Raw genomic sequence first — 22708 nt, 5'->3', positions numbered from 1 at the left:
GTCGCAGTAATGCGGCGGTCCTACCCGACTGATGCTCACCTACGCCACCGCCACAGGGCACGCCTTCATCGACCGCCGCCTGTATCTGCCCGAGGAATGGACCTCGGACCGTGAGCGGTGCCGGGAGGCCGGCGTCCCCGATGAGGTCGCCTTCGCCACCAAGCCCGAGCTGGCCACCGCGATGCTGGAGCAGGCCCGCGCGACCCACACGCCGTTCTCCTGGGTGCTGGCCGATGCCGGCTACGGCCAGGACTCCGGACTGCGGGCCTGGTGCCACGCGCACCAGGTGCCATACGTGTTCGGCGTCCCCGTCGACCTCCCCCTGGACGGGGTCCCGGGGCGGCCGCGTCAGCCGGCCGTCCAGCGCGCCGACGATTTGCTGCCCTACGCGAAAGTCCGTGACCAGTGGGAACGCCGTTCCTGCGGCGACGGCGCCAGGGTGGACAACTTTACGACTGGACGGCCTTCGCCGTCCAGGTGAAGGACGAGAGCCCGGCCGACGGCTTCACGCACTGGCTGGTGCTGCGCCGCAGCCTGCATCCCAACCGACGCGGCAAGGACGGCCGACTCCACCGCGAGATCACCTACTTCCTCGCACACGCCCCCGCAGGCGCCACGCTCTCGCAGATCATCGCCCGGGCCGGTGGCCACTGGCAGATCGAGGAGGACAACGAGATCAACAAACAGCTCGTCGGCCTCGCCCGGTACCAGGTCCGCAAGTGGACGCCCTGGCACCGGCATGTCACCGCTTGCATGCTGGCGACCGCATTCCTCAGCGTCCAACACGCCACCCTCTCCAACACCGACACCGACACCGAGCATGACCTCACCGCGGGAAAGGACCAGGTCACGAGCGAGAGCGAGGCCGCCGGCCAATCCACGGTCCGCTTCTGCGGCCCTCCGGCCACACCATCGGGCACTGCCTGGCCGCCACCCGACTCAATCCCTGGCTGTAGTACTCGGGGGTGAGGAGTAGGTCGACAACCATCGGGAGTACGGGGACGTCGGCGCCGCGGACCGTCCGGTCGAGGGCGAGGTCGACGGCGGTGTGTTCCAACGGAGTGAGCTGTCTGTCGAGCACGGTCTCGGCGAGCGCACCGATGAGATCGCGGCGGCGCGAGGTGACCCGGCTGGCCCACTCGATGTCGTCGAGCCCGGCGGGTCGGTGGCAAATTCGTGACAGCTCCGAGGTGGAGATGTGACGGCTGCGTGATGGCTAGGCGAGGACGGCGTAGTCATGGCGCACCCTCGGGCCGACGAGCCCGTGACTTCGAGGCCGATGCGGTGGTGCTGATGTCCGACTTCGGAGCGCTGATGCTGGAGGCGTCAAGGATGTCGGCGCTGAACTGCTGAGGTGACTGCCGTCACTCACAGGCCTTGACCATCAGGCGAATGTCCAACATTATGAGTACCGTGCATATTGGTTCAGCCTGCGAGCTGTTGGTGATCTTCGCCCGAGCGGCAGAGGGCAGACGGGAAGAGTTCGTCTCTTGGTACGACACGGTCCACGTCCCTGAGATCCTCGCGGCGTTTCCGGAGTTGACCGAGGCGGTGCGATACGACCTCTCGGACATCCAACCCCACTCGGAGGCCAATCCATTCGGTGAGCTGGCCGAGGGGCGTCCCTTCGATTCGGTGGCCGTGTATCGCGTCCATGGGTCCGCGCGTGAGGTGTGGGCGCGGATACGGACGTGCGAGCTCACGAGATCTGATGCGTTTGACTACAGCAACCTCGGCGTCCTCTTCGCTACCGCCTGATCGGGCCGCAGGCCCGGCACACTCGAACCTAGTACGTACGGAGTCCCTAGTGGCTGATGCATTTATCGTTGATTTTGTTCGCACACCCTTGGGGCGGCGCGGTGGTGGTCTCGCAAACATCCATCCGGCCGACCTGGGCGCTGCAGTCTTGGGAGCCCTCGTCGACCGCACTGGCGTGGACCCAGCCGTCGTCGACGATGTCGTCTTCGGTTGCCTGGATCCGATCGGTCCGCAGGCGGCCAACGTCGGCCGCACAAGCTGGCTCTCGGCCGGCCTTCCTGAGAGCGTGCCGGCGGTCACCATCGATCGTCAGTGCGGCTCGTCTCAGCAAGCCGTCCATTTTGCCGCGCAGGCCGTCATGAGCGGCACCGCCGATCTCGTGATCGCCGGCGGAGTCCAGTCGATGAGCCAAGTGCCGATCGCCGCAAGCTGGCAGACGGACACAGCTCCCGACCCGTTCTCCGGCTCAGTGGGCTTCCGCAAGAGGTACGGCGACCAGGAAATCACCCAGTTCCGCGCGGCGGAGCTGATCGCGGACCGTTGGGGCCTGACTCGCGCCGAGTTGGAGCAGTTCGCGCTGCTCAGCCACCAGCGCGCGGCCGCGGCCGTCGATGCAGGCCTGTTCGACGCTCAGATCGTTCCCATCGATGGTCTCTCCCGTGATGAGACTCCACGCCCCGACACTTCGCTGGAGAAGATGGCCGGCCTGCGAACCCTCACCGAGGGCGGGATGGTTACAGCGGCGACCTCGAGCCAGATCGCCGACGGAGCGTCGGCCATGCTGGTCGCATCGGAGGCGGCACTCACGCGCTATGGTCTCACCCCGCGGGCGCGGGTGCATCACATGACCGTCCTGGGGTCGGACCCGGTCCTCATGCTGACGGCTCCGATTCCGGCGACCAGGCAGGCTCTCGACCGTGCGGGCCTGAGCGTCGATGACATCGACCTGTTCGAGATCAACGAGGCGTTCGCGCCCGTCGTGCTCGCCTGGCTCCGCGACACCGGCATTCCGCTTGAGCGCACCAATGTCAATGGCGGCGCGATCGCGCTCGGCCATCCGCTCGGCGCTACCGGCGTGCGCATCATGGGCGACGTTCTGGCGGAGCTGGAGCGGCGTGGTGGCCGCTACGCACTGCAGACAATGTGCGAGGGCGGCGGACTCGCCAACGTCACAATCATCGAGCGCGTGTGAGGGAGGACATCGGTATGGCAAACATCCCGTTCCCGGGGCTGATGAATGAGCGGCCGCTGCTTTTGAGCGAGTTCGTTGAGCGTGCCGAGCGCTTCTTCCCGAACCAAGAGGTGATCTCGTTCCGTGGGCATGAGCGCACGGTTCGCACGATGGGGGAGACCGTTGAGCGCGTCCGGCGGCTCGCTTCCTCCCTCCAGCGTCTCGGTGTGGGCATCGGTGACCGAGTGGCGACCTTCTCCTGGAACACCCAGGAGCACCTCGAGCTTTATCTCGCCGTTCCTGCGATGGGTGCGGTTCTCCATCCGATCAACATCCGCGTCCACAGCGAAGAGATTCGGTTCATTGTCGAGCACGCCGGCGACAAGGTGGCCTTCATCGATGGTTCGCTGAACGACCGTTTCCCCGAGTTGGATTCTCTTGCCTGCGAGGTCGTCATCGGTTCCGGTGGGCGGGCCGGAGCGCTTGACTACGAACGCCTCATAGCTGAGGGTGATCCCAACTTCGAGTTCCCTGTGATTCCGGAGAACTCCGCGGCTGGCATGTGCTACACGTCGGGCACAACGGGGACCCCGAAGGGCGTGGTTTACTCCCATCGCTCGACGGTGCTGCACACCTTGTTGCAGAGCCTGCCGGACTTCTACGCGATCGCCGAACGTGACACTGTATTGCCGATCGTGCCGATGTTCCACGCCAACGCATGGGGCCTGCCATACGCATGCTTCATGACAGGCGCCCGGCTCGTGCTGCCTGGCGAGAACTCTTCCCCTGAGCGACTGGCGCAGATCATCGCCGACGAACGGGTGACCTTCGCCGCCGCGGTCCCGACGATCTGGCACGGCATCGCTTACCTGGACGACATCCCGGACCTGTCCTCCCTGCGCGACGTTATCGCTGGAGGCGCGCCGATCAGCGAGGCGTTGATGCGGCGTTTCGACGAGGTCGGCCTCCCTGCGGTCATCGGATTCGGCATGACCGAATGCAATCCGCTCATCGGAGTGGGGCGCCCGCCGGCGCGACTCGCGCCCGACAGCCCGGAGTGGATGTCGGCACGTCTGGCCCAAGGGCGCCCGTTTCCGCTGATCGGTATACGCACCGATGAGTCCGTGGGCGGCGAAATGATGCTGACCGGAAATACCATCGCGTCGGCGTACTACGACGCTCCGGAGCAAAACCAGGACCGTTTCACTGAGGACGGATGGATGCGCACCGGTGACATCATCACGATGGACGAAGACGGCGTGATTCGACTTGTCGATCGCACCAAGGACCTCGTCAAGTCAGGCGGAGAGTGGATCTCCTCGGTCGAACTCGAGAACGCGATCGTGGCCCATCCGGACGTGCGCGAGGCGACGGTCGTCGCGGTCCCGAACGCTCAGTGGGGCGAGCGACCTTATGCCTTCGTCACCCGAGTGGAAGGTTCGACCCTCAGTGGCCCCGAGCTCAGCGCCTTCCTTGAGGAGAGCGTGCCGCGCTGGTGGTTGCCTGACCACATCGAATTCGTCCCCGAGATCGCGAAGACGAGCATCGGCAAGCTCGACAAGAAGGCGATGCGGCTAAAGGCCGCGGTGCTCGCCAGGTCCGTCGTCGGCTGATTCCTCATACCTCCACGTAAGGAACTTCATGAGCAACACCCTTGAGCGACCCCTGGCGGGGAAGGTCGCTGTCGTCACTGGCGCAAGCCGGGGTATCGGACAGGCGATTGCTGTCGCCTATGTCCGTGCCGGCGCTAAGGTCACCCTCGCCGCCCGGACGGCCGACGCCCTCGCAGAGACTTGCGAGCTGGCGGACCCGACTGGAGAGCAGGTGCATACCGTCGTCGCGGACGTCACTGATCCTGCGGCAGGAGAGCTCATCCTCGGATCGACCCTTGAGCGCTTCGGCGGCGTCGACATCCTGGTGAACAACGCAGGCATGCACTACCCAACTCCGCTGCTGGAGACGCCTGCAGAAGACTGGAATGCCATCATCGACCTCAACCTCATCGCAGCGGTGAATCTGACCCGCAGCATCGGGGCAGAGCTCGTGCGCTGCCGCAAGGGCACGGTCATCAACATCACATCCGCTTGGGCTACGCGGGCGGTTCCTCAGCACACTGCCTATGTGACGTCGAAGGCGGCGTTGGCTCACTTCACTCGCGCACTTGCGCGCGAGTGGGCCCGCCACAACGTGACGGTGAATGCGATCGCACCAGGCTACTTCGCCACAGAGATCACCAAAGAAGGAATGGCCGACCCGAAGACGAACGAGGTCATGCTTTCTGCGATCCCGCAGCGTCGTGTCGCGGAGCCTTCCGAGTTGGGTCCGCTGGCAGTGTTCCTCGCGTCTGACGCTGCGACCTATGTCACCGGCTCCAGCTTTGCGATCGATGGCGGGATGGCGCTGACGTGAGCATGCCGACATACGCCCCGATCTGGATCGATGAGGAGCTCGGTGACGTGGCCGCCATGGCGCGGTCGTTCTTCGAGCGAGTGGTCGTCCCGAACATCGCACGCTTCGAAAAGCAGCATCAGGCAGACCCCGAGACGTGGTTGGAGGCAGGGAAGGCCGGCCTGCTCTGCCCGAGCGTTCCCGAGGAGTACGGCGGAGGCGGAGGAACGTTTCTTCACGAGGCCGTCGTGCTGTGGGAACAGAGCCGAGTGGGCGACGACACGATCGCCTACGCGATCCACTCCACCATCGTGGCCCACTACGTCCTCAACTACGGCACCGAGGAGCAGCGCCGTCGTTGGCTTCCAGCGCTGGCCAGCGGCGAATGTATCGGCGCGGTCGCGATGACCGAACCGGGCACGGGCAGCGACCTCAAGAGGATCGCGACGAGCGCCCGGCGCGACGGGGACCACTACGTCCTCAATGGTGCCAAGACCTTCATCACCAACGGCGCGTTGGCCGGGTTGATCGTGGCGGTGGTGCGGACCGGCGGCCCCGGCGCCCGCGGGCTCTCGCTACTTCTGGTAGATGGCGATGCACCTGGCCTGACCCGGGGCGCTCCGCTGGACAAGATGGGCCAGCGTGGCCAGGACACCCGTGAGCTGTTCTTCGACGACGTCCGGGTGCCGGTCGGCAACCTGCTGGGCGAGGAGGGCAGCGCGTTCGGCCATCTGATGGCGCAGCTTCCCCAGGAGCGCTTGGCCATCGCGATCGGCGCGGTCGCCCAGGCCGAGCTCGCCGTCGAACTGGCGGTGGCCCACGCCAAGGAGCGCGAAGCCTTCAACGGCACGCTGTGGGACCTACAGAACACCAGGTTCGTGCTCGCCCAGTGCGCGACCGAGGTGAAGGCGGCCCGGGTCTTCCTGGACCACTGCATCGCCCTCCATGCCCGCGGCGAGCTCGATGCGGCGACCGCCTCACAGATCAAGCTCTTGGCCACGGACATGCTCTTCACTGTCGCCGACCGCTGTGTGCAGGTCTTCGGCGGCTACGGATACATCCTGGAGTACCCCGTCGCGCGCATCTTCGCCGGCGCTCGCGTGCAACGCATCTACGGCGGGGCGAACGAAGTGATGAAGGAGCTCATCGCCCGCTCCATGTAGCCGGTGGGCGTCCCCGCCGCGCGTCTCTGGGCAGGCGCGCGGCGCGGAGCCCTGCCCTCATGCCGCTTACAGGGGCCACAGCTCATCACCTTTAGACCAACATTGACAGTAGGTGCTAATGTCGGACATTCTTCGACCTGTGAAGGCCGTTACACCTCCCCTCGCCGGCATCCGCGTCGTCGACATGACGACGAGTTACGCCGGTCCTACCGCCTCGATGTATCTCGCTGATCTCGGTGCCGATGTGATCAAGGTGGAGAACCCGCTGCACGGCGACGACGCTCGCCAGTGGGGCCCGCCGTTCGTGTCTGATGCGTCGGCGTGGTTCGCCTCTGCCAACCGCAACAAGGCCTCGGTCGCGATCAACCTGCGTGACTCCGAGGGCAAGGAACTGCTGCTGGCACTGCTGGACACCGCCGACGTGTTCTTGCAGAACATGAACCCCGCGAAGCTGGAGCGCATGGGGATCGACGGGCCGACGTTGCTCAGCCGGAACCCGAGGCTGGTCTACTGCGCAATGTCGGGCTTCGGGCTCACCGGACCCGACAGTGGCCTACCCGGCTATGACCTTGTTGCCCAGGCGCGATCGGGACTCATGTCGGTAACGGGCGCCAAGGGCGGGACTCCTCAACGTGTCTCGACCGCGCTGTCGGACATTGCGACCGGCATGTGCGCTGCCATCGCCATCAACGCCGCCCTCGTGCGTCAGCAACGCGAGGGGGTCGGCGAAATCGTCGATGTCTCGCTTCTCGACACCGATCTGGCGCTGATGGCCCCGCGCATCGCGGCATACACCGCAGGCGAGACCGAGCCTGCGCCCAGTGGCGGCACTGATTCCGTACTCGCGGTCTATCAGCCGTTCGAGACCCGGGATCGTTCGATTGTCGTGGCTATCGGAAACGATGCCATGTGGCAGCGCTTCTGCGGGGTGGTCGATCTTCCGGAGCTGGCTGCCGATCCGGACCTCTTGGACAATGCGGGCCGTCGCCTTCACCGCGAGCGAATCACCTCCGCTGTCGCGGTGCGACTCGCCGATCGCACGGCCGACGAATGGCTGGCACGGCTTTCCGCTGCCGATGTCCCGGCGGCGCCGGTGCAGTCGCTGTCCGAGGTGGTGCGAGATCCTCAAGTGATCGCCCGAGGAACATTGCTCCCAGTGCCAGGCTACGAAGGCGAACTGGTCAGCCTGCGGCCTCCGTTCCGCCTCGCCTCGATGCCCGAGTTGCGCAACGACCCCTTCCCGGCACTCGGTGCCGACAGCCACGCTCTGCTCACCGAGCTTGGGTACAGCGCGGAGGCTATCCATGACTTGGTGCAGCGGCAGATCGTCGGCATGCCCCACGACCTCGAAAGGACCCAGCGATGACCGATGACGTGCTGCACGCCGAACGGACCGGCGACGTACTGACCCTGACGATCAACCGGCCCAAGGCCTTCAACGCCCTCAACGCCGCAGTGCTGGACGGCCTGGCGGACGCCGTTTCGGACGTGGCCACCAGCGGGGTCAGGGCGATCGTGGTGACCGGCTCGGGGGAGAAGGCGTTCTGCGCCGGCGCAGACCTGAAGGAGCTCGCGGACCTCGACGTCGACCAGGCCAGGGTGCTGCTCGCTCGCGGCCAGGGGGTCTTCCGGTCCCTGGAGCGCTGCGGTGTACCTGTCGTCGCCGCGGTCAACGGGCTGGCGCTGGGAGGCGGGTTCGAGCTCGTCCTGTCATGCACCTTCGCCATCGTGTCCCACCGGGCGAGCCTCGGCCTGCCCGAGGCCGGCCTCGGCCTGATCCCCGGGTACGGCGGCACTCAGCGGCTCCCTCGCGCCGTGGGGCCGCAGGTGGCGGCACACGTCATGCTCACCGGCGAGCGGATCAGCGCAGACCGGGCACATGCACTGGGCTTGGCCCCGCTGCCACCGGTCGCGCCGGAGGAGCTGCTGAACTCCGCCCACGATGTGGCCGCGCGGATCGTGTCGAAGGGACCGCTGGCAGTGCGGGCCATCCTCGAAGCAATGGACCGTGGCCGTGACGCCTCGCTGGAGACGGGGCTGGCGCTCGAGGCGAGCCTCGCCGTGGCGGCCACCGCCGGCGCTGAGTCCACCGAGGGCGTGGCCGCCTTCCTGGAGCGACGCGACCCTCGCTTCCCGGCTCCGGATGCCACGCGGGAGGCCCGATGACCGCGCTCACGCTCGACTCCGATCCCGGTGCCTACCTGGCGCTGCACGACGCGCTCGACGAGCCGGTCGCCGACGCCGCGCTGACGCCGCGTGAGCAGCAGGTCCGTCGGTTGGCCCGCGAGCTCGTCGCCGAGCGGATCGCGCCCCGCGCCTGGGAGACCGACCTGACGCATCGATTCCCCGAGGACGGCGTCGCCGAGCTCAGCCGCGCCGGCCTCGGCGGGCTGCTCTTCCCGGAGCGCCTGGGCGGCTCGGCCGACTCCAACGTCTCCTACGCCGTCGCGATGGAGGAGATCGCGGCCGGCTGCGCCGCCACCAGCCTGGTCTTTATGACCCAGATGCACGCGGCGTACCCGATCCTGCTCGCAGGCGACGCGGCGCTGCAGGAGCGCTACATCCCCGGCCTGCTCGATGGGTCGCGCTACGGCTCGCTCGGGATCACCGAGCCCGACGCCGGCTCCGACGTCGCGAGCCTCACCACTACCGCGCGGCGCGACGGCGACAGTTGGGTGCTGAGCGGACAGAAGACCTTCATCACGACCGGCGACCGCGCCGACGTGATCATCTGCTTCGCCACGGTGGACCGCGGAAAGGGTCGCGACGGTGTCACCGCGTTCGTCGTCGAGGGCGGCTGGGACGGGGTGGGTCACGGCAAGCCGTTCGACAAGCTCGGCATGCACGGCTCCAGCACCGCCGAGTTGTTCTTCGACGGCGTGCGGATCCCGTCCGGCAACCTGCTCGGGAACGAGGGCGGCGGCTGGGCGGTCGTGATGAGCTCGGTGGTCAAGTCCCGGATCAGCGCCGCCGCCCAAGGCGTCGGTCTCGCCCGGGCAGCGTACGCCAGGACCCTGTCGGCGCTGGTGCGCGAGCACGGCCCCAAGCTGCCCGACGAGCTGGCCTTCGCCCTCGCCGACCTGCGCGGCCGGATCCTGCAGGGCCGGCTGCTGCTACACGCGGTGGCCAGGCAGGTCGACGCCGACCCGAAGACCACGCCGGGCCAGATCGGCATCATGAAGCAGTCCTGCACCGACCTCGGCTGGCAGACGGCCGTCGCCGCGACCCGGCTGCTTGGCCCCCTCGGTGACCTCGCCGAGCTAGGCGTCGAGCGATGTCTGCGTGACGCCAAGGTCACCCAGATCTACGACGGCACCAACGAGATCCAGCGGCTCCTCATCGGCCGGGAGACGGGACGGGCCGTCGCGGCCCTGGCCCACTGACATCACCCCCGACAAGACGCTCTCCGGAGGAAGAAGAAGTGAGCAACGAACGTAAGACCGTCGCCGTGCTCGGCGCCGGGACAATGGGGTCTGGGATCGCCACCGTGATGGCGAGAGCCGGTCATCGCACCATCCTCTTCGACGTCAACGAGGCCAACCTGGAGCGCGGCCTCGGCACGGTCCGCTCGTTCTTCGACCGCAGCGTCTCGCTCGGCAAGCTCGCCGCAGTCGACGCGGAGGCCGCCAAAGCGACCCTGGTCGGCGCCACCGACCTCAAGGAGCTTGCCGCCAGCGACGTGCTCGTCGAGGCGGTCTTCGAGGACCTCTCCCTGAAGAAGGACCTCTTCGGCCAGCTCGACGACATCGTGGCCGAGACCACTCTGTTCCACACCAACACCTCGACACTCTCGGTCACCGGCATCGCCTCGGGTTCGCGGCGACCGGAGCGGGTGGTCGGCACCCACTACTGCAACCCCGCGCCGCTGATGAAGTTGGTGGAGGTGGCCGACGGGCGCCACACCGCAAGTTGGGCCCACGACGCCACGGTGGAGTTCCTCGCGGGCCTGGGCAAGACCAGCGTCGTCACCAAGGACCGGCCGGGCTTCATCGTCAACCGCTTCCTCATCCCGTGGGAGAACTCCTGCATCGACGCCCTGGAGAACGGCCTGGCCACCCGCGACGAGATCGACGCCGCGGTCAAGGGCTCGCTCGGCCACCCGATGGGCCCGTTCCAGCTGCTCGACATCGTCGGCATGGACATCCACCAGCAGGTCGCCACCCGGCTCTACGAGCAACTGCGCGACCCCCGATTCTTCCCGCCGCCCATGGTCGAGCGGATGGTCGCCGCCGGCGATCTGGGCCGCAAGACCGGCCGCGGTTTCTACACCTACGACGACACCCGCCTCTTCGGGTCGTGAGGAGACCAGCATGAGCTCCCAGGAACACATCGGCCTGCTCGGCTTCGGCACCATGGGTGCCGGCATCGCACAGGTCTTCGCCTCTGCCGGCCACCGGGTCACGGTGCTGGAGGCCGACCAGGCGCGGCTCGACGCCGGCTTCGCCTTCGTCGGTGACTTCCTCGCCATCGGGGTACGCCGCGGCAAGCTGACCGAGGCCGAGCGGGATGCGCTGCTGGCCCGCATCGAGGGCACCGTGAACGCCGCCGACCTCGCGGACGTCGACCTCGTCGTGGAGTCGGTCACCGAGCGCTCCGAGGTGAAGAAGGCGCTGCTGGCCAAGGTCGCCGCCGTGGTCGGCGAGCAGACGCCGCTGCTCACCAACACCTCCGCGCTCTCGGTCACCGACCTCGCCACCGCCGTCCCCAACCCGAGCCGGGTCGCGGGGCTGCACTTCTTCAACCCCGCCCCGCTGATGCCCACCATCGAGGTGGTGCGGGCTGTCCAGACCGACGAGTCGCTGGTACAGCGGCTGGTCGCGCTGGTCGCGTCGCTGCCCGGCAAGGAGCCGGTGGTGGTCAAGGACCGCCCGGGCTTCCTGGTCAACGCGCTGCTGATCCCGTATCTCAACGACGTGGTGCAGGCCTACGACGACGGCCTCGCCAGTGCTGAGGACATCGACGTCGCCCTCAAGCTGGGCCTGGGCTACAAGGCCGGCCCGCTGGAGCTGCTGGACATGCTCGGCCTCGACGTCCACCTGCATGCGAGTGAGAGCGCCTACCAGGCCACCCTCGACCGGCGCTACGCCCCGCCGCCGCTGCTGCGGCAGATGGTGGCCGCCGGCCGGTTGGGCAACAAGAGCGGCTCGGGTTTCCGGGCGGAGGAGAGCTGAGATGACCTACGACGACATCCTCATCGACCGGGACGGCGCCGTCCTGGTCATCACGATCAACCGACCCGAGGCCGGCAACAAGCTCCGCCACCAGACCTGCTTGGAGCTCGTCGATGCGCTGCAGCGGTTCCGGCTCGACCCGCAGCTGCGCGCGGCGGTGCTGACCGGCGCCGGCGAGAAATTCTTCTGCATCGGCGGCGAGCACGACCCGGTGACGTCACTCGACCAGTCCCAGGTGCTGCCGATCATCGACGTCTACCAGGCCATCGACACCATCCCGAAGCCGATCGTCGCCGCAGTCAACGGATTCGCGGTCGGCGGCGGCAACGTGCTGAACACGGTCTGCGACCTCACCGTGGCCGCCGAGAACGCGGTGTTCCGCCAGGTCGGCCCGATGGTCGGCAGCTTCGATGCCGGCTATGGCACCTGGTATCTCGAGGACACCGTCGGCCGCAAGCGGGCCAAGGAGATGTGGTACCTCAACCGCAAGTACGACGCCAAGCAGGCGCTGGCGATGGGCCTGGTCAACGAGGTGGTGCCCGCCGGGCAGGCACGCGACCGCGCCGTTGAGCTCGCCACTGAGATCGCCACCCGCAGCCCGATGGCGATCGCCGGGCTCAAGGGCGCCTTCTCCGCGCGTCACAATGGCGTCTCCGGCCAGGCCCGGATGGCCCACGACCAGCAGCTCTCCTATTACCTCACCACCAAGGAGGCGCACGAGCTGAGTGCGGCCTTCAGCGAGCGCCGTGAGCCCGACACGGAGCAGTTCTGGTCATGAGTGCACCGCTGGTCACCGCACCGATGACGTGGTACGGACCCCGTCCGGCCGAGGACGAGCAGGACCTCCTCAAGCTGCTCGACAGCATTGCCGCAGACCGGGGCACGGTGCTCTCCGACGACCCCGAGATCGTCGCTGCCCTGGTCGCCGAGCTCGCCGGGCTCGGCGTGTGGACCCTGGCCGCCGCCGAGGAGCACGGCGGCGGTGGCGCCGGCCGGGCCGCGGCAGTCGTGGTCTGGGAGCGGCTCGGCCGCTACTGGCCGGCGCTGGGCTGGGCCTCGGTCCAGGCCCACGCGGCGCTCGCCGCGCTCGGCCCGGTCCTCGCGGACCCGGCGTTGGCCGCGCTGGCGAGCGGCCTGCACAGCGGTACGGCGGCAGTCGCGGTGCTCGAGGCACGCCGTCCGCTGGCCGCGCTGAGCTGGGAGGGCTCCACCGTCACCGGCTCGGTCGCCCGTCTCGACGCGGCCCACCCCGCGCCGCACCTGCTGCTGCTCGACGGCGCTCGGTGTCTGCTCGTCGCCCCCGAGGACGCGGCCACCAGCCCGGTCGCCCGCACCGGGCTGGCAGGCGCTCTCACGATGAGCGCCACGATTGGTGCCGCCACCGAGCTACCTGGGGCGGACGCCGCGGCGGCACGTGCGCTGCTCCGGCTCGGCGGGGCGGTCGTCGCCGCCGGCATCGCGGGCGCTGCCGCTGACACCTCCGCTGCCTACACCGCGAGTCGCCGCCAGTTCGGTGGCCCGCTTATCGACCTGCCCACGGTGCGCCGCTCGGTGGACGAGCAGCAGGCCTGGGTGCGTGGACTGCTGGCGGAGGCGATGGGCATCGACCAGGAGCCATCGGCCACGGCCGGGCTGCTGACCCGCGCCGCTGATGGCGCCATTGACGTGGCCGCCGCTGCCCTGCAGAGCCATGGCGGCTACGGCTACCTGACGGAGTACCCCGTCGAGCGCTATCTGCGCGACGCGGTGTCGCTCCGCGCTGCAACTGCCTCGTAAGCGAGTGCGGACGACCTGGGTGCTGCACGCGCCTGAGAGTCGTCACGTAATTCACGTGACGTCCGATGGTTGGGCAGAACGCTCCGGCGTGGGCCTTGTGCCGCGTGGTCGCGGGTCGGGTCTCATCCGGGGTTGTGCTGCTTCCCTGTCGGATGTGCCGGGCAGAGGCTGCTGTCACCGCAGGTGGAGCAGCTGCCGCGGCCGGCAGCCCGAAGGTGTGCCGTGGCATCGCGCTTGACTCGACGGAGCCTCTTGCAGCCCCGGAGAGATCCTACGGCCGTCGTCCGACTATCGGACGCTTTCGCAATTACGTGATGACTCTCAGGGAGCCACGGCCCCTCGTTGCGAGTGTTGTCAACCTGACTCTAAGAAGAGAGAAGAACTATGACCGTCCCGTCCCCAGCTCTGGCTCGTCCCGTCGCCCTGGTCACGGGCGGGACGGGCGGCGTCGGCCGCTCCGTCTGTGACCAGCTGGCGGCACGCGGCTACAGAGTCGCTTTCACCTACAACCGAAGCGAAGACAAGGCCAACTCTCTTGCTGAGGATCTTCGCGGGGCGGGCGCGGATGTGATCTTCGGGCGTCCCGTCCTCAGCGATCCGGCCCAGATGGACGACTTCGTCGGGCAGTTGCTGGAAAGGTGGGGACGAATCGACGCGGTTGTCCATGCGGCGGGACCGTATGCCGACCAGCGTTTCGTCAGCACATGGTCGAGCGAGCAGTTCCGCCGCCACATCGATCAGGAACTCTTTGCCTTCTTCGAGCTGGTGCGCACGACGCTGCCGCACTTGCGCGTCAGCAGCGGCACCATCACAGCTGTTACGACGTTCGCCCTCCGACGCTTTCCAGCTCGTGACGCTCTCTCCTCAGCGCCCAAGGGCGGTATCGAAGCACTCATCCACGCGCTTGCGCTCGAGGAAGGCCGCTACGGAGTGCGCGCCAACGCTGTCGGCCCAGGTGTCATGGCCGATGGAATGGGCGTGACTCTCGAGACCTCTGGCGACGTATCGCCCGAGATGCGTGAGCGCAACAAGCGCGACATCCCGCTGGGTCGACTGGGCCTGGGGTCAGAGGTCGCCAACGTTGTGTGCTTCTTGCTCTCAGAGGCCGCCAGCTATGTCACGGGTCAGTGGATCGACGTCGACGGCGGCTACACGCTCTGAGGGCTGCAAGGTGGTCCTGGCCCCGCGCGTGGACTCGTCTGTGTAGCCACATGCAGATTGCTCAAAACTAGACCTTGATCTTAATGTCCGACATCTTTAATGTTGCGCACACCACTTGCGGGTCTCGGGTCGTGACGGGCAAGCAGGTGACTCCGAGCGGCACTCCGTATGCCTGATCCGGACTCAAAGAACGAGGAGACCAATGAAGCTCAACATGATTCGTCGACGTGCCGGAGCTCGCACAGGTGTGCTTGCGGCCGGCGCAGCGCTCTCGCTCCTCGCGCTCAGTGCATGCGGTGGCGCGTCGAGCGGTTCCGCGAGCGACGCCTTCACTGTCGGCATGGTCGTGTCCAAGACTGGTCCGCTTTCGACCTATTCGGCCGACTGGGAGAACGGGTTCCGTGCGGGCCTGGACTACCTGACGCAGGGCAAGATGGAGATCGACGGCAAGCCGATCAAGCTGATCGAAGGTGACGACACAGGGGACGCGACCGTCGGCTCCAATGTCGCGACCAACCTGCTGAGCGACGGCGCTCAGGTACTGGTTGGACCCACTTCGTCGCCGGTCGCACTCGCGGTCGCCAACCTGGCCATCCAGAACAACGTGCTGTTCGTCGCCGGCGACGCCGGCACCACGGACCTCGTGGGGATGGACGACCGTGTCTTCGCGCCGTTCGGCGCCGCGCGCAGCGGCAACGAGATCGACGCCAAGATTGTCGGCGACGTGGACGGGAAGACCGTTGCCACCATCGACCCGGACTATGAGTTCGGCCAGACCCAGGCGGCGGGCGTCAAGGCCGTGCTCGAGCCGCTCGGTGCGACGGTCAAGTCGTTCCTGGAACCGACCGACACCGCCGACTTCACCACGGTGGCCCAAAAGGTAGCGAAGCCTCATCCCGACTTCGTCACGACCTCGTGGCTGGCTCCCGGTCAACTGCAGCTCTATCGAGCCTTGGCCGCGCAGGGCGTGTTCAAGGAATCGCACCTGTATGCCGCACTGATGAAGTCGGACAGCTTCAAGACGATTGCGGAGTCGCTGGGCAACTTCGTGAACGACACGCGATTCTCGATCGCCTACTTCCCGGGCGCCACGGGCAATGAGCAGGATCTGGCGCTGCAGAAGTACGGCAAGGCGCACAAGCACACGGTCGAGTACGACGACTCGATGGGCTGGACCGCGGCCGAGATCGTCTACCACGCCCTGACCAACGGCGACGCCTCGGATGGTGAGTCACTGGCGAAGACCGTGAAGGATTGGTCGTTCACGGGACCGCAGGGCGAGGTCCAGATCCGCGGGAAGGACAACCAGATCATTCTCCCGCGCTTCAGTGTCAAGCTCACTAAGCAGAACGGCCAGTGGGGTCCGAAGCTCGTCAAGGCGGTGCCGGCGTCCGAGTTGGTTCCGCCGGTCGTCAAGGCGATCGGCCAGTGAGGGTCGGGTAACGAGAGCAACGGTTGTGGGACGCCGGCTGGAGAGCCGGCGTCCCACAACCCCCGAGGGCTCTGTCGGGGACTCGGGTTAGACAAGAAAGGGGAGTCAATGAGCGCCGGATCGGCCCTTGAGCTCGCTGACATTCAGTATCGGATCGGCGCCGCCCGCATTCTCACCGACGTGTCACTCCGTATCGCGCCGGGTGAGATTGTCTGCCTGATCGGGCCCAACGGGGCAGGCAAGACCACCTTGATGAACGTCATCACCGGGACTGTCCAACCGCAGTCAGGCTCCATCACCTGGCAAGGGCGGGACGTCACCAGGCACGGGCCGCATCATCGCAGTCGCCTCGGCCTGGGCCGCACGTTCCAGACGTCCTATCTCTTCGACCAGCTCACACTCTTGGAGAACGTCGCTCTCGGTGCGGGCGGCCCTCATGCAAGCGGATTCCGGGGACTGCTCGGAATCGGCGCGAACGCCCGGCATCTGCGCGAACAGGCCGGTGAGTCGTTGGAGATGGTGGGCCTCGGAGCGAAAGCGCACCAGCGAGTTTCCTCGCTGTCCCACGCAGAACGTCGCAAGGTCGAGATCGCTATTTCGTTGGTGAGTGGCGCGGACATGGTGCTGCTCGACGAGCCGATGGCAGGGGTGAGCGCCGAAGACGTGCCGGACTTGGTCGAGCTCATCCAGCGACTCGCCACTCCGACAACCTCGGTCATGTTGGTCGAGCACCACATGGACGTCGTGCTGCAACTTGCGCATCGGCTCGTGGTGCTCCATCACGGGGAGGTCCTCGCCGAGGGCCATCCCGACGACGTGATGAACAACCGCGAGGTGCAGACCGCCTACATGGGAGAAGAACTGTGACCACCATCGGATCGGTCCTCTCGGTCCGGCATCTCAGTGCGCGCATCGGGACCTCCCAGATCTTGCATGGCGTTGACCTCGAAGTACCACGCAACCAGACCACGGTGATTCTCGGCCGCAACGGTGTCGGCAAGACGACCCTGCTTCGTTCGATACTGGGCTACGTCGAAGCCAGCGGCGATGTCGAGTTGCTCGGTCGTCCGATCGACAGGCTTCCGACGCACAAGAGGGTCCGCGCTGGAATCGCTTATGTGCCCGAAGACCGCGACGTGTTCCGCAGTCTCACGGTCGAAGAGAACCTGCGCCTTGCCGAGCGAGCAGGGCAGGTACCCCGATACGACCTGGTCTTCGACCTCTTCCCCGATCTTGCCGACCGGCGGTCACAGAACGCCGGCTCGCTCTCGGGTGGCCAACAGCAGATGGTTGCGCTCGGCCGGGGGCTCTTGGCCGAGTGTGAGCTGCTCATCGTCGATGAGCCCACCAAGGGCCTTTCGCCCCGCGTGGTGCAGGAAGTCGTGGACGTGCTGGCTCGCGTCAAGGAAGGAGTGACCATCCTAATGGTCGAGCAGAACCTGTCAGCCGCCCAACAACTGGCAGACGATGTCGTCGTCATCAGTGAAGGAACGGTCGTGGCTAGTGGAACCGGCGAGATGCTGGTCGATCGCGACAAGCTACGCGGCTTCCTCGGTGTCGGTCGCTCGGAGGAAGTGTGATGGATACCTTTGTCCTGCTCACGGTCGCCGGACTCAGCATCGGTGCACTGTATTATCTGCTCGCCTCCGGACTCAGCATCATCTTCGGTCTGCTGGATGTGCTGAGTTTCGCGCACGGCGCGCTGGTGACGGTCGGGGCCTACGCGGCGATCGAGACCATGACTCGCCTAGGCACGCCCTCGTTGCTCGGCTTTCTCCTTGCCGTCCTCGCGGCCACTGCGGTCGGTGGACTTGTCGCGTACGTGATCGAACGGCTCCTGGTGAGGCCCATGTACAGCCGGGGCCACCTCGCCCAGCTTCTGGTCACCATGGGAGCCGCGCTGATCATGGCCGCGCTCATCGAATCGGTCAAAGGCCCCGACGAAGTCCACATGCCGCTTCCCAAGGCGCTTGAGAAGTCCATCCACATCTTCGGTGCAGTCATCCCGGTCTCGATGGCCCTCACCATCCTCGCCGCGATCGCGCTCCACGGCGGACTCCTGCTCTTCCTGGCTCGCACCCGGCACGGTCTGATCGTGCGCGCTGGCGTTGACAACGCCGACATGGTGCGCGGCCTGGGGATCGATGTGTCGCGCTCGTTCTCCTTGGTCTTCGTCCTGGGCGGTCTCGCGGCAGGCCTCGGCGGCGCACTTGCCGCGGTGTACGTGCGTGCCGCGACTCCGTCCCTCGGCGACACCTACCTGGTGTACGCCTTCATCGTCCTCATCATCGGGGGTCTCGGGTCACTGAGAGGTGCTTTCGTGGCCGCCGCGATTGCCGGAGTAATCCAGCAGTTCGCCAACTACTACGTGAAGGCGGGCGCCGGCGACATCGTCGTTCTTGCCCTGCTTGTCGTGGTGCTGCTATTGCGCCCGCAGGGCCTGTTCGGTCGTGTCGGAAGGAGCGTCTGAAATGCGTCGTGTCCGCGTCCTCGCTGCCTTGGCAGTGCTTGTAGTTTTCCTTTTCATACTGCCCACGCTCGATCTGCCAACGTTCGGGATCCTGCCGTCGAGCACCGGCATGCCGGGCTCGCTTCGGCTACTGGCCATCGTGGTGATCACCGCCGCGCTCGCCGTCACCTTCGATCTGCTGCTTGGTCAGACGGGACTGCTTTCCTTCGGCCATGCGGTCTATTTCGCCGGCGGATCTTACGTGTTCGCGATGATGCTCAACTACACCAGTTTGTCGTTCTGGGCCGCCGCACCCTTGGCTGTAGTCGCGGTCTTCGCGGCCAGCCTCTTGCTCGGGATGGTCTCGCTGAGAGTCGAGGGGCTCGCCTACGCGATGGTGACACTGGCGTTCCTCGAGCTAGCTTCGGTGATGGTGACGCGCGGATATTTCGGCACGAACGGCGAATCGGGACTCAGGCTTCCCTCGGCGAAGGTCCCCGAGTACTTCATCGGCATCCGCAACGTTTCCAACGTCTACAGCTTGGCCGTTGTGGTCTCCGTCGTGGTCATCGCATCGGCCGCCCTCCTCACGCGCACGCGATTCGGTCTTGTCCTCCGCGGTATGCGGGATAACCCACTCCGTATGCGAGTACTGGGGTATGACGTCTATTGGACCAAGCTCGTCATCATGGGAGTGAGTTCGGGGATGGCTGCCATTTGTGGCGTTGCGTACACCATCATCCTCTCCGGTGCGGATCCGACGACGACGACAATGACGTTCTCGCTCTCGCTCATGTTCATGGTGGTGATCGGGGGCTCAGGCTCGGTAGCCGGGGCCGCTGTCGGTGGCGCCGTCTATGCACTCTTGTTGCAACGCCTGCCCGCTTTGGGCGACTCGGTCGCCGGTTCCGGTCCGGCGATGGTGTCGGATATCGTGCGCGAGCCGCAGCTGCTCCTCGGCGTCATCTTCCTGGCGGTTGTCTTCCTCGCGCCGGCCGGTATTCGAGGGCTTGTTTCGCGGGCGGGGGCCGGCCTGGCAACTGCGGCGCGGAACGCGCGCCCGTCGCGCCCGCGTGCCGACGCCAGTCACTGAGATACGCCTGCCGACTCTCCGGGAGGGGTTGGTCTTCGAAGCGACGGTGCACTCGGTTAGCACTTGGGGGAGTCAACGACGCGTGCCGGGACGCTTTCCCGGCACGCGTCGTTGACTCGTCGGGTATGTGACGTGCAGAGACTTGGCGCCGACTTCGCTCGCGCATCAACTCAATGAGAGCGCCGTCCAGGTGACTCCGGAGTCGGCCGCCGGATGAGCGGCGTTTCCTGAGTGGTGGTACAGGCTGGTCAACTTCCTGCGCTTGGCCGGAAATTCCGCGTGCGCGGGGCAGTCGTGCACGCGTGTGCGCGGTTGCGCCGCCACCGTGCACGACCACAGGTTATGGCACTGAGTGCCGCGCGTAAAGGCACTCCGTATCGTCAGTTGCCGTCCGCGCCTGATCAGCACGGCCGGGGTGTGAGGGCCGGATGCCGGCTCTGCCGATGCCCTCCGATCCGTCCTCGGTGAGGGCTCGGGCATGGATACAGAACTCGCCGGCCCGGGCGCCCACCTCCTGGAATTGCTTCGGTGCGCGTCAGCGGAGGCGACCGTGGCCCGCATACCGCTCCCTGTGTCCCTATCGCCGGTGGCGCGGCGGAGGCCGGTTCGCCGCGCGAGGGCCGGTCGCCACCGCCTTGCTCCTCGCGTACCTGCTGGGCTCGCCCCGGGGGTTGTCGTCGCGCAGCGGCGGGGGCAGCAGCCGCTGCGGCCACGACTGTAGGCCACCCAGGCACCGCTCGATCGCAACGGCACCGACGGACGTTTTGGTGGGCGCGGTGGTGGCGGGGAAAGGTCCGCCGTGCTGCATCGCATGGGTGACTGCCACGCCAGGCGCGGGACTTCGAGTTCTTCGGTGCGCTGCACGTCGCTGTCATCACCACCAACCGCGACGATTCCGCAGATACGCGTCTGCCGGGCTGCGTCCGGCGGACTGGACGGTCAGGGGCACCAGCCACGAAGGGTGTTGGCCTCTGTGGCACGGAGCAGGCCCGTCCTGCCGCCGGACGGCGTGGTGACTAGTCAGGAGAGGGCGGTGAGAATGCGGTCGTGGGCCTCATCGAGTTCTACTGCCGAAACGTTGCTGTTGGCACGGCGGAAGTCGAAGTCGTCCAGTCCCCACGCGGGAAAGACGTGCAGGTGGCAATGCGGGACTTCAAAGCCGGCCACCACCAGCCCGGCGCGCGGTGCACCGAACGCCCGGCGGACCGCTGCGCCGATCTTGCTGCTGACGGTCGTGAGGTGACTCATCAGGTCGGGTGCCATCGTGGTCCAGTCGTCGACCTCTTCGCGGGGCACCACGAGGGTGTGTCCGGGGGTGACGGGGGCGATGGTCAGGAAGGCCACCGCCCGGTCGTCGGTCCAGACGAACCGGCCTGGCAGGTCGCCGTTTATGATCTTGGTGAAGAGTGTGGGCATGCTGGCATTGTCCCTGGTGCCCGGTCGGCGTGTGGCCAACGGGCCTTGGCCTGCGGTAGCGGAGAGGCGGACGTGGCCTCGCCGTCGGTTCGTCCTTCCGCTGTCGCGATGCGCGCCGAGTCGCAGCTGTTGCGGCAGCCCTGTCACGGCTTCGGGGAGGCGCACTTCGAGGCGGCGCGGCGCTCTGTCGGGCGCGCCTGCGGTCAGTTCAGAGTGGGCCCGGCCCATGCCTCGTGAAGCCGACGTTTTTTTGTGACCTGCTGGTTCTCTGTTGTCTCACCGCGATGTCACCCAAGATCAGTCTCAGATCGATGCCATTTCCTCGGCGGAACGATGAGTCTGCGGCTGAGCCACCGAGCACGAGGACTACATGCGAGCTCAGATCGCGCACCGATGAGTTTCCCGCGCCGCGCCGGTCTGTACACGTGAGACCGACTCACGGAAGGCTGGCGCCATGCGGAAACTGATCTACGGCATGAACCTGACCCTGGACGGCTACATCGCCGCGCCCGGCGACGACATCGGCTGGAGCGTGCCGAGTGACGAGCTGTTCCAGTTTTGGTCCGACCAGTTGCAGGCGACCGACCTGTCGCTGTACGGGTGCAAGCTGTGGCAGACGATGAGCTCCTACTGGCCGACCGCCGACCAACAGCCCAACGCCACCCCGGCGGAGATCGAGTTCGCGCGCCGCTGGCGGGACATGTCGAAGGTGGTGTTCTCCTCGACGATCGACAAGGTCGACTGGAACACCCGCCTGGTCACCGGCGACGCGGTCGCCGAGATCACCCGGCTCAAGGCCGAGGACGGCGGCCCGATGGACATCGGCGGCGCGACGCTCGCCGGGGCGGCCATGCGGGCCGGGCTGATTGACGAGTACGTGCTGGCCACCGCGCCGGTCCTGGTGGGCGGCGGCACGCCGTTCTTCACCGCGCTGGACAGCTGGGTGAACCTGAACCTGGTGGAGACGCGGACGCTTCCCTGCGGCGTGATCCTGACCAGGTACGAGACGAGGCGCTGAGCGCCCGTCACGCGACTCGACGCCTGCCGGGTCCACGCGAACGTGAAGGACACCACCGGGTCGGGCAGCCGTCGATGCGGCTTGACATCCACCACCACCGGGCCGTTCTCGGTGAGCAGTAAGCAGTCCGGGATGTGCTTGCGGACCTGGCCTTTGACCTCGACCTTCAATAGAAACGGCTGGGCCACGACGCCATGCACCAAGGGATCGAAATCGGCGAACAACAGCCGCCCGAGCTCCAAACGCGACTTGTAGATCACGTGATCCTGCGTAGTCGCCGCCCAGTAGGTGCCGGAATAGTGCTTCTGCCCCTCGTACCAGCGGAACGTCCGCCACGGGGCAGCCGAGGTGGGGGGTGAGGCTGGCAGGGTCGAGACGCTGGTTGGCCAGCCTGTGGTGAAGACGAGGCCCTTATCCCTCCAGTCCGGCCCTGCGGTCTCGCGCTCCTTGTCCTGCTGTTCCCTGTGCTCCGAACAACCTTCGCCTCGTGCACTCCGAATGCCACCGCAAGCACCATGCGGGCGACGGCAAACGGACCACATCAACCTGCTGACCTGCGAAGCCCACGTGGCTTGCTTGAGCCGGATGCCGGGATAACTGGCACGTCCGGTTCTGAGGGGGCCGGGTCACGGCAACGTGATCCGGCTACCCGACTAGGGCGCGTATCGAGTCGTGATCAATCTGTCGGATTCGCACTCAGGGCTGGGTCTGG

22 protein-coding genes and 2 pseudogenes are annotated in these 22708 nt (G+C 66.8%); 21 read left to right on the top strand and 3 right to left on the bottom strand.

Annotated features, from left to right (window positions below; genetic code table 11):
• Positions 1-31: 31 nt before the first annotated feature.
• From IEZ19_RS44610 to IEZ19_RS44515, 20 genes are all read left to right on the top strand, one after another.
• Positions 32-481, top strand: a complete 450-nt coding sequence (locus IEZ19_RS44610) for a transposase (RefSeq protein ID WP_189317111.1) — start codon at positions 32-34, stop codon at positions 479-481.
• Positions 478-969: a hypothetical protein gene (locus tag IEZ19_RS44605; protein ID WP_189317110.1), complete on the top strand. Its 492-nt coding sequence runs from the start codon at positions 478-480 to the stop codon at positions 967-969. The genes IEZ19_RS44610 and IEZ19_RS44605 overlap by 4 nt, the downstream gene beginning before the upstream one ends.
• 423 nt (positions 970-1392) lie before the next feature.
• On the top strand, positions 1393-1758 hold the full coding sequence (locus IEZ19_RS44600) for a hypothetical protein (protein ID WP_189317109.1): 366 nt from the start codon (positions 1393-1395) through the stop codon (positions 1756-1758).
• Between the two features lie 49 nt (positions 1759-1807).
• A complete protein-coding gene (locus tag IEZ19_RS44595) occupies positions 1808-2950 on the top strand; it encodes an acetyl-CoA C-acetyltransferase (protein ID WP_189317108.1) in 1143 nt (380 codons plus the stop codon).
• A gap of 14 nt (positions 2951-2964) precedes the next feature.
• Entirely contained in the window at positions 2965-4542 is a 1578-nt protein-coding gene (locus tag IEZ19_RS44590; RefSeq protein ID WP_189317107.1) for a long-chain-fatty-acid--CoA ligase, read from the top strand.
• Positions 4543-4570: 28 nt separating this feature from the next.
• Positions 4571-5338, top strand: coding sequence for an SDR family NAD(P)-dependent oxidoreductase (locus tag IEZ19_RS44585; RefSeq protein ID WP_189317106.1), 768 nt, complete (start codon positions 4571-4573; stop codon positions 5336-5338).
• A gap of 2 nt (positions 5339-5340) precedes the next feature.
• A complete protein-coding gene (locus IEZ19_RS44580; protein ID WP_189317112.1) occupies positions 5341-6480 on the top strand; it encodes an acyl-CoA dehydrogenase family protein in 1140 nt (379 codons plus the stop codon).
• A 118-nt stretch (positions 6481-6598) separates the two neighbouring features.
• Positions 6599-7846: a CaiB/BaiF CoA transferase family protein gene (locus tag IEZ19_RS44575; protein ID WP_189317105.1), complete on the top strand. Its 1248-nt coding sequence runs from the start codon at positions 6599-6601 to the stop codon at positions 7844-7846.
• Positions 7843-8646 (top strand): enoyl-CoA hydratase/isomerase family protein, encoded by an 804-nt coding sequence (locus IEZ19_RS44570; RefSeq protein ID WP_189317104.1) that lies wholly within the window; start codon positions 7843-7845, stop codon positions 8644-8646. Before IEZ19_RS44575 ends, IEZ19_RS44570 begins: the two co-directional genes overlap by 4 nt.
• Positions 8643-9863 carry an acyl-CoA dehydrogenase family protein gene (locus IEZ19_RS44565; protein WP_189317103.1) on the top strand — a complete coding sequence of 407 codons (1221 nt, stop codon included), beginning with the start codon at positions 8643-8645 and terminating at the stop codon, positions 9861-9863. Before IEZ19_RS44570 ends, IEZ19_RS44565 begins: the two co-directional genes overlap by 4 nt.
• 38 nt (positions 9864-9901) lie before the next feature.
• Positions 9902-10780 carry a 3-hydroxyacyl-CoA dehydrogenase family protein gene (locus IEZ19_RS44560; protein ID WP_189317102.1) on the top strand — a complete coding sequence of 293 codons (879 nt, stop codon included), beginning with the start codon at positions 9902-9904 and terminating at the stop codon, positions 10778-10780.
• A gap of 10 nt (positions 10781-10790) precedes the next feature.
• On the top strand, positions 10791-11651 hold the full coding sequence (locus IEZ19_RS44555; protein WP_189317101.1) for a 3-hydroxyacyl-CoA dehydrogenase family protein: 861 nt from the start codon (positions 10791-10793) through the stop codon (positions 11649-11651).
• A 1-nt stretch (position 11652) separates the two neighbouring features.
• Positions 11653-12429, top strand: a complete 777-nt coding sequence (locus IEZ19_RS44550; RefSeq protein ID WP_189317100.1) for an enoyl-CoA hydratase-related protein — start codon at positions 11653-11655, stop codon at positions 12427-12429.
• Positions 12426-13427: an acyl-CoA dehydrogenase family protein gene (locus IEZ19_RS44545; protein ID WP_189317099.1), complete on the top strand. Its 1002-nt coding sequence runs from the start codon at positions 12426-12428 to the stop codon at positions 13425-13427. The genes IEZ19_RS44550 and IEZ19_RS44545 overlap by 4 nt, the downstream gene beginning before the upstream one ends.
• Positions 13428-13811: 384 nt before the next feature.
• On the top strand, positions 13812-14588 hold the full coding sequence (locus IEZ19_RS44540; RefSeq protein ID WP_189317098.1) for an SDR family NAD(P)-dependent oxidoreductase: 777 nt from the start codon (positions 13812-13814) through the stop codon (positions 14586-14588).
• Between the two features lie 202 nt (positions 14589-14790).
• Positions 14791-16020 carry an ABC transporter substrate-binding protein gene (locus IEZ19_RS44535; RefSeq protein WP_189317097.1) on the top strand — a complete coding sequence of 410 codons (1230 nt, stop codon included), beginning with the start codon at positions 14791-14793 and terminating at the stop codon, positions 16018-16020.
• A gap of 108 nt (positions 16021-16128) precedes the next feature.
• Positions 16129-16887 carry an ABC transporter ATP-binding protein gene (locus IEZ19_RS44530; protein ID WP_189317096.1) on the top strand — a complete coding sequence of 253 codons (759 nt, stop codon included), beginning with the start codon at positions 16129-16131 and terminating at the stop codon, positions 16885-16887.
• The gene (locus IEZ19_RS44525) at positions 16884-17600 is read left to right on the top strand and encodes an ABC transporter ATP-binding protein (protein ID WP_189317095.1); all 717 of its coding nucleotides are present in this window, start codon (positions 16884-16886) and stop codon (positions 17598-17600) included. The genes IEZ19_RS44530 and IEZ19_RS44525 overlap by 4 nt, the downstream gene beginning before the upstream one ends.
• Positions 17600-18490 (top strand): branched-chain amino acid ABC transporter permease, encoded by an 891-nt coding sequence (locus IEZ19_RS44520; protein ID WP_189317094.1) that lies wholly within the window; start codon positions 17600-17602, stop codon positions 18488-18490. The genes IEZ19_RS44525 and IEZ19_RS44520 overlap by 1 nt, the downstream gene beginning before the upstream one ends.
• Before the next feature lies 1 nt (position 18491).
• Positions 18492-19562, top strand: coding sequence for a branched-chain amino acid ABC transporter permease (locus IEZ19_RS44515; protein ID WP_189317093.1), 1071 nt, complete (start codon positions 18492-18494; stop codon positions 19560-19562).
• A 577-nt stretch (positions 19563-20139) separates the two neighbouring features.
• Here the strand turns inward: IEZ19_RS44515 and IEZ19_RS51940 are convergent.
• Positions 20140-20391, bottom strand: a pseudogene (locus tag IEZ19_RS51940) (hypothetical protein); the annotation flags it as partial.
• Positions 20392-20582: 191 nt separating this feature from the next.
• A complete protein-coding gene (locus IEZ19_RS44510) occupies positions 20583-20978 on the bottom strand; it encodes an HIT family protein (RefSeq protein ID WP_189317092.1) in 396 nt (131 codons plus the stop codon).
• A gap of 454 nt (positions 20979-21432) precedes the next feature.
• Between IEZ19_RS44510 and IEZ19_RS44505 the strand changes: the two genes are divergently transcribed.
• The gene (locus tag IEZ19_RS44505) at positions 21433-21996 is read left to right on the top strand and encodes a dihydrofolate reductase family protein (protein ID WP_189317091.1); all 564 of its coding nucleotides are present in this window, start codon (positions 21433-21435) and stop codon (positions 21994-21996) included.
• Between the two features lie 68 nt (positions 21997-22064).
• Here IEZ19_RS44505 and IEZ19_RS51935 read toward each other — a convergent pair.
• Positions 22065-22538, bottom strand: a pseudogene (locus IEZ19_RS51935) (TnsA-like heteromeric transposase endonuclease subunit); the annotation flags it as partial.
• Positions 22539-22708 lie beyond the last annotated feature (170 nt).

Origin of the sequence: Streptomyces brasiliensis (genome assembly GCF_014647875.1) — a bacterium.
Classification (GTDB): domain Bacteria; phylum Actinomycetota; class Actinomycetes; order Streptomycetales; family Streptomycetaceae; genus Streptomyces; species Streptomyces brasiliensis.
Note: the sequence above shows the minus strand (reverse complement) of the source record. Positions and strands in the feature narration are given on the sequence as shown.

Bases quoted from the DNA above. Each gene is read 5' to 3' on its own strand.
- IEZ19_RS44600 (WP_189317109.1), top strand. From the start codon at position 1,393: ATGTCCAACATTATGAGTACCGTGCATATTGGTTCAGCCTGCGAGCTG.
- IEZ19_RS44590 (WP_189317107.1), top strand. From the start codon at position 2,965: ATGGCAAACATCCCGTTCCCGGGGCTGATGAATGAGCGGCCGCTGCTT.
- IEZ19_RS44550 (WP_189317100.1), top strand. From the start codon at position 11,653: ATGACCTACGACGACATCCTCATCGACCGGGACGGCGCCGTCCTGGTC.
- IEZ19_RS44565 (WP_189317103.1), top strand. From the start codon at position 8,643: ATGACCGCGCTCACGCTCGACTCCGATCCCGGTGCCTACCTGGCGCTG.
- IEZ19_RS44515 (WP_189317093.1), top strand. From the start codon at position 18,492: ATGCGTCGTGTCCGCGTCCTCGCTGCCTTGGCAGTGCTTGTAGTTTTC.
- IEZ19_RS44535 (WP_189317097.1), top strand. From the start codon at position 14,791: ATGAAGCTCAACATGATTCGTCGACGTGCCGGAGCTCGCACAGGTGTG.
- IEZ19_RS44555 (WP_189317101.1), top strand. From the start codon at position 10,791: ATGAGCTCCCAGGAACACATCGGCCTGCTCGGCTTCGGCACCATGGGT.
- IEZ19_RS44510 (WP_189317092.1), bottom strand. From the start codon at position 20,978: ATGCCCACACTCTTCACCAAGATCATAAACGGCGACCTGCCAGGCCGG.
- IEZ19_RS44570 (WP_189317104.1), top strand. From the start codon at position 7,843: ATGACCGATGACGTGCTGCACGCCGAACGGACCGGCGACGTACTGACC.
- IEZ19_RS44545 (WP_189317099.1), top strand. From the start codon at position 12,426: ATGAGTGCACCGCTGGTCACCGCACCGATGACGTGGTACGGACCCCGT.
- IEZ19_RS44575 (WP_189317105.1), top strand. From the start codon at position 6,599: ATGTCGGACATTCTTCGACCTGTGAAGGCCGTTACACCTCCCCTCGCC.
- IEZ19_RS44580 (WP_189317112.1), top strand. From the start codon at position 5,341: ATGCCGACATACGCCCCGATCTGGATCGATGAGGAGCTCGGTGACGTG.
- IEZ19_RS44585 (WP_189317106.1), top strand. From the start codon at position 4,571: ATGAGCAACACCCTTGAGCGACCCCTGGCGGGGAAGGTCGCTGTCGTC.
- IEZ19_RS44505 (WP_189317091.1), top strand. From the start codon at position 21,433: ATGCGGAAACTGATCTACGGCATGAACCTGACCCTGGACGGCTACATC.
- IEZ19_RS44540 (WP_189317098.1), top strand. From the start codon at position 13,812: ATGACCGTCCCGTCCCCAGCTCTGGCTCGTCCCGTCGCCCTGGTCACG.
- IEZ19_RS44530 (WP_189317096.1), top strand. From the start codon at position 16,129: ATGAGCGCCGGATCGGCCCTTGAGCTCGCTGACATTCAGTATCGGATC.
- IEZ19_RS44610 (WP_189317111.1), top strand. From the start codon at position 32: ATGCTCACCTACGCCACCGCCACAGGGCACGCCTTCATCGACCGCCGC.
- IEZ19_RS44520 (WP_189317094.1), top strand. From the start codon at position 17,600: ATGGATACCTTTGTCCTGCTCACGGTCGCCGGACTCAGCATCGGTGCA.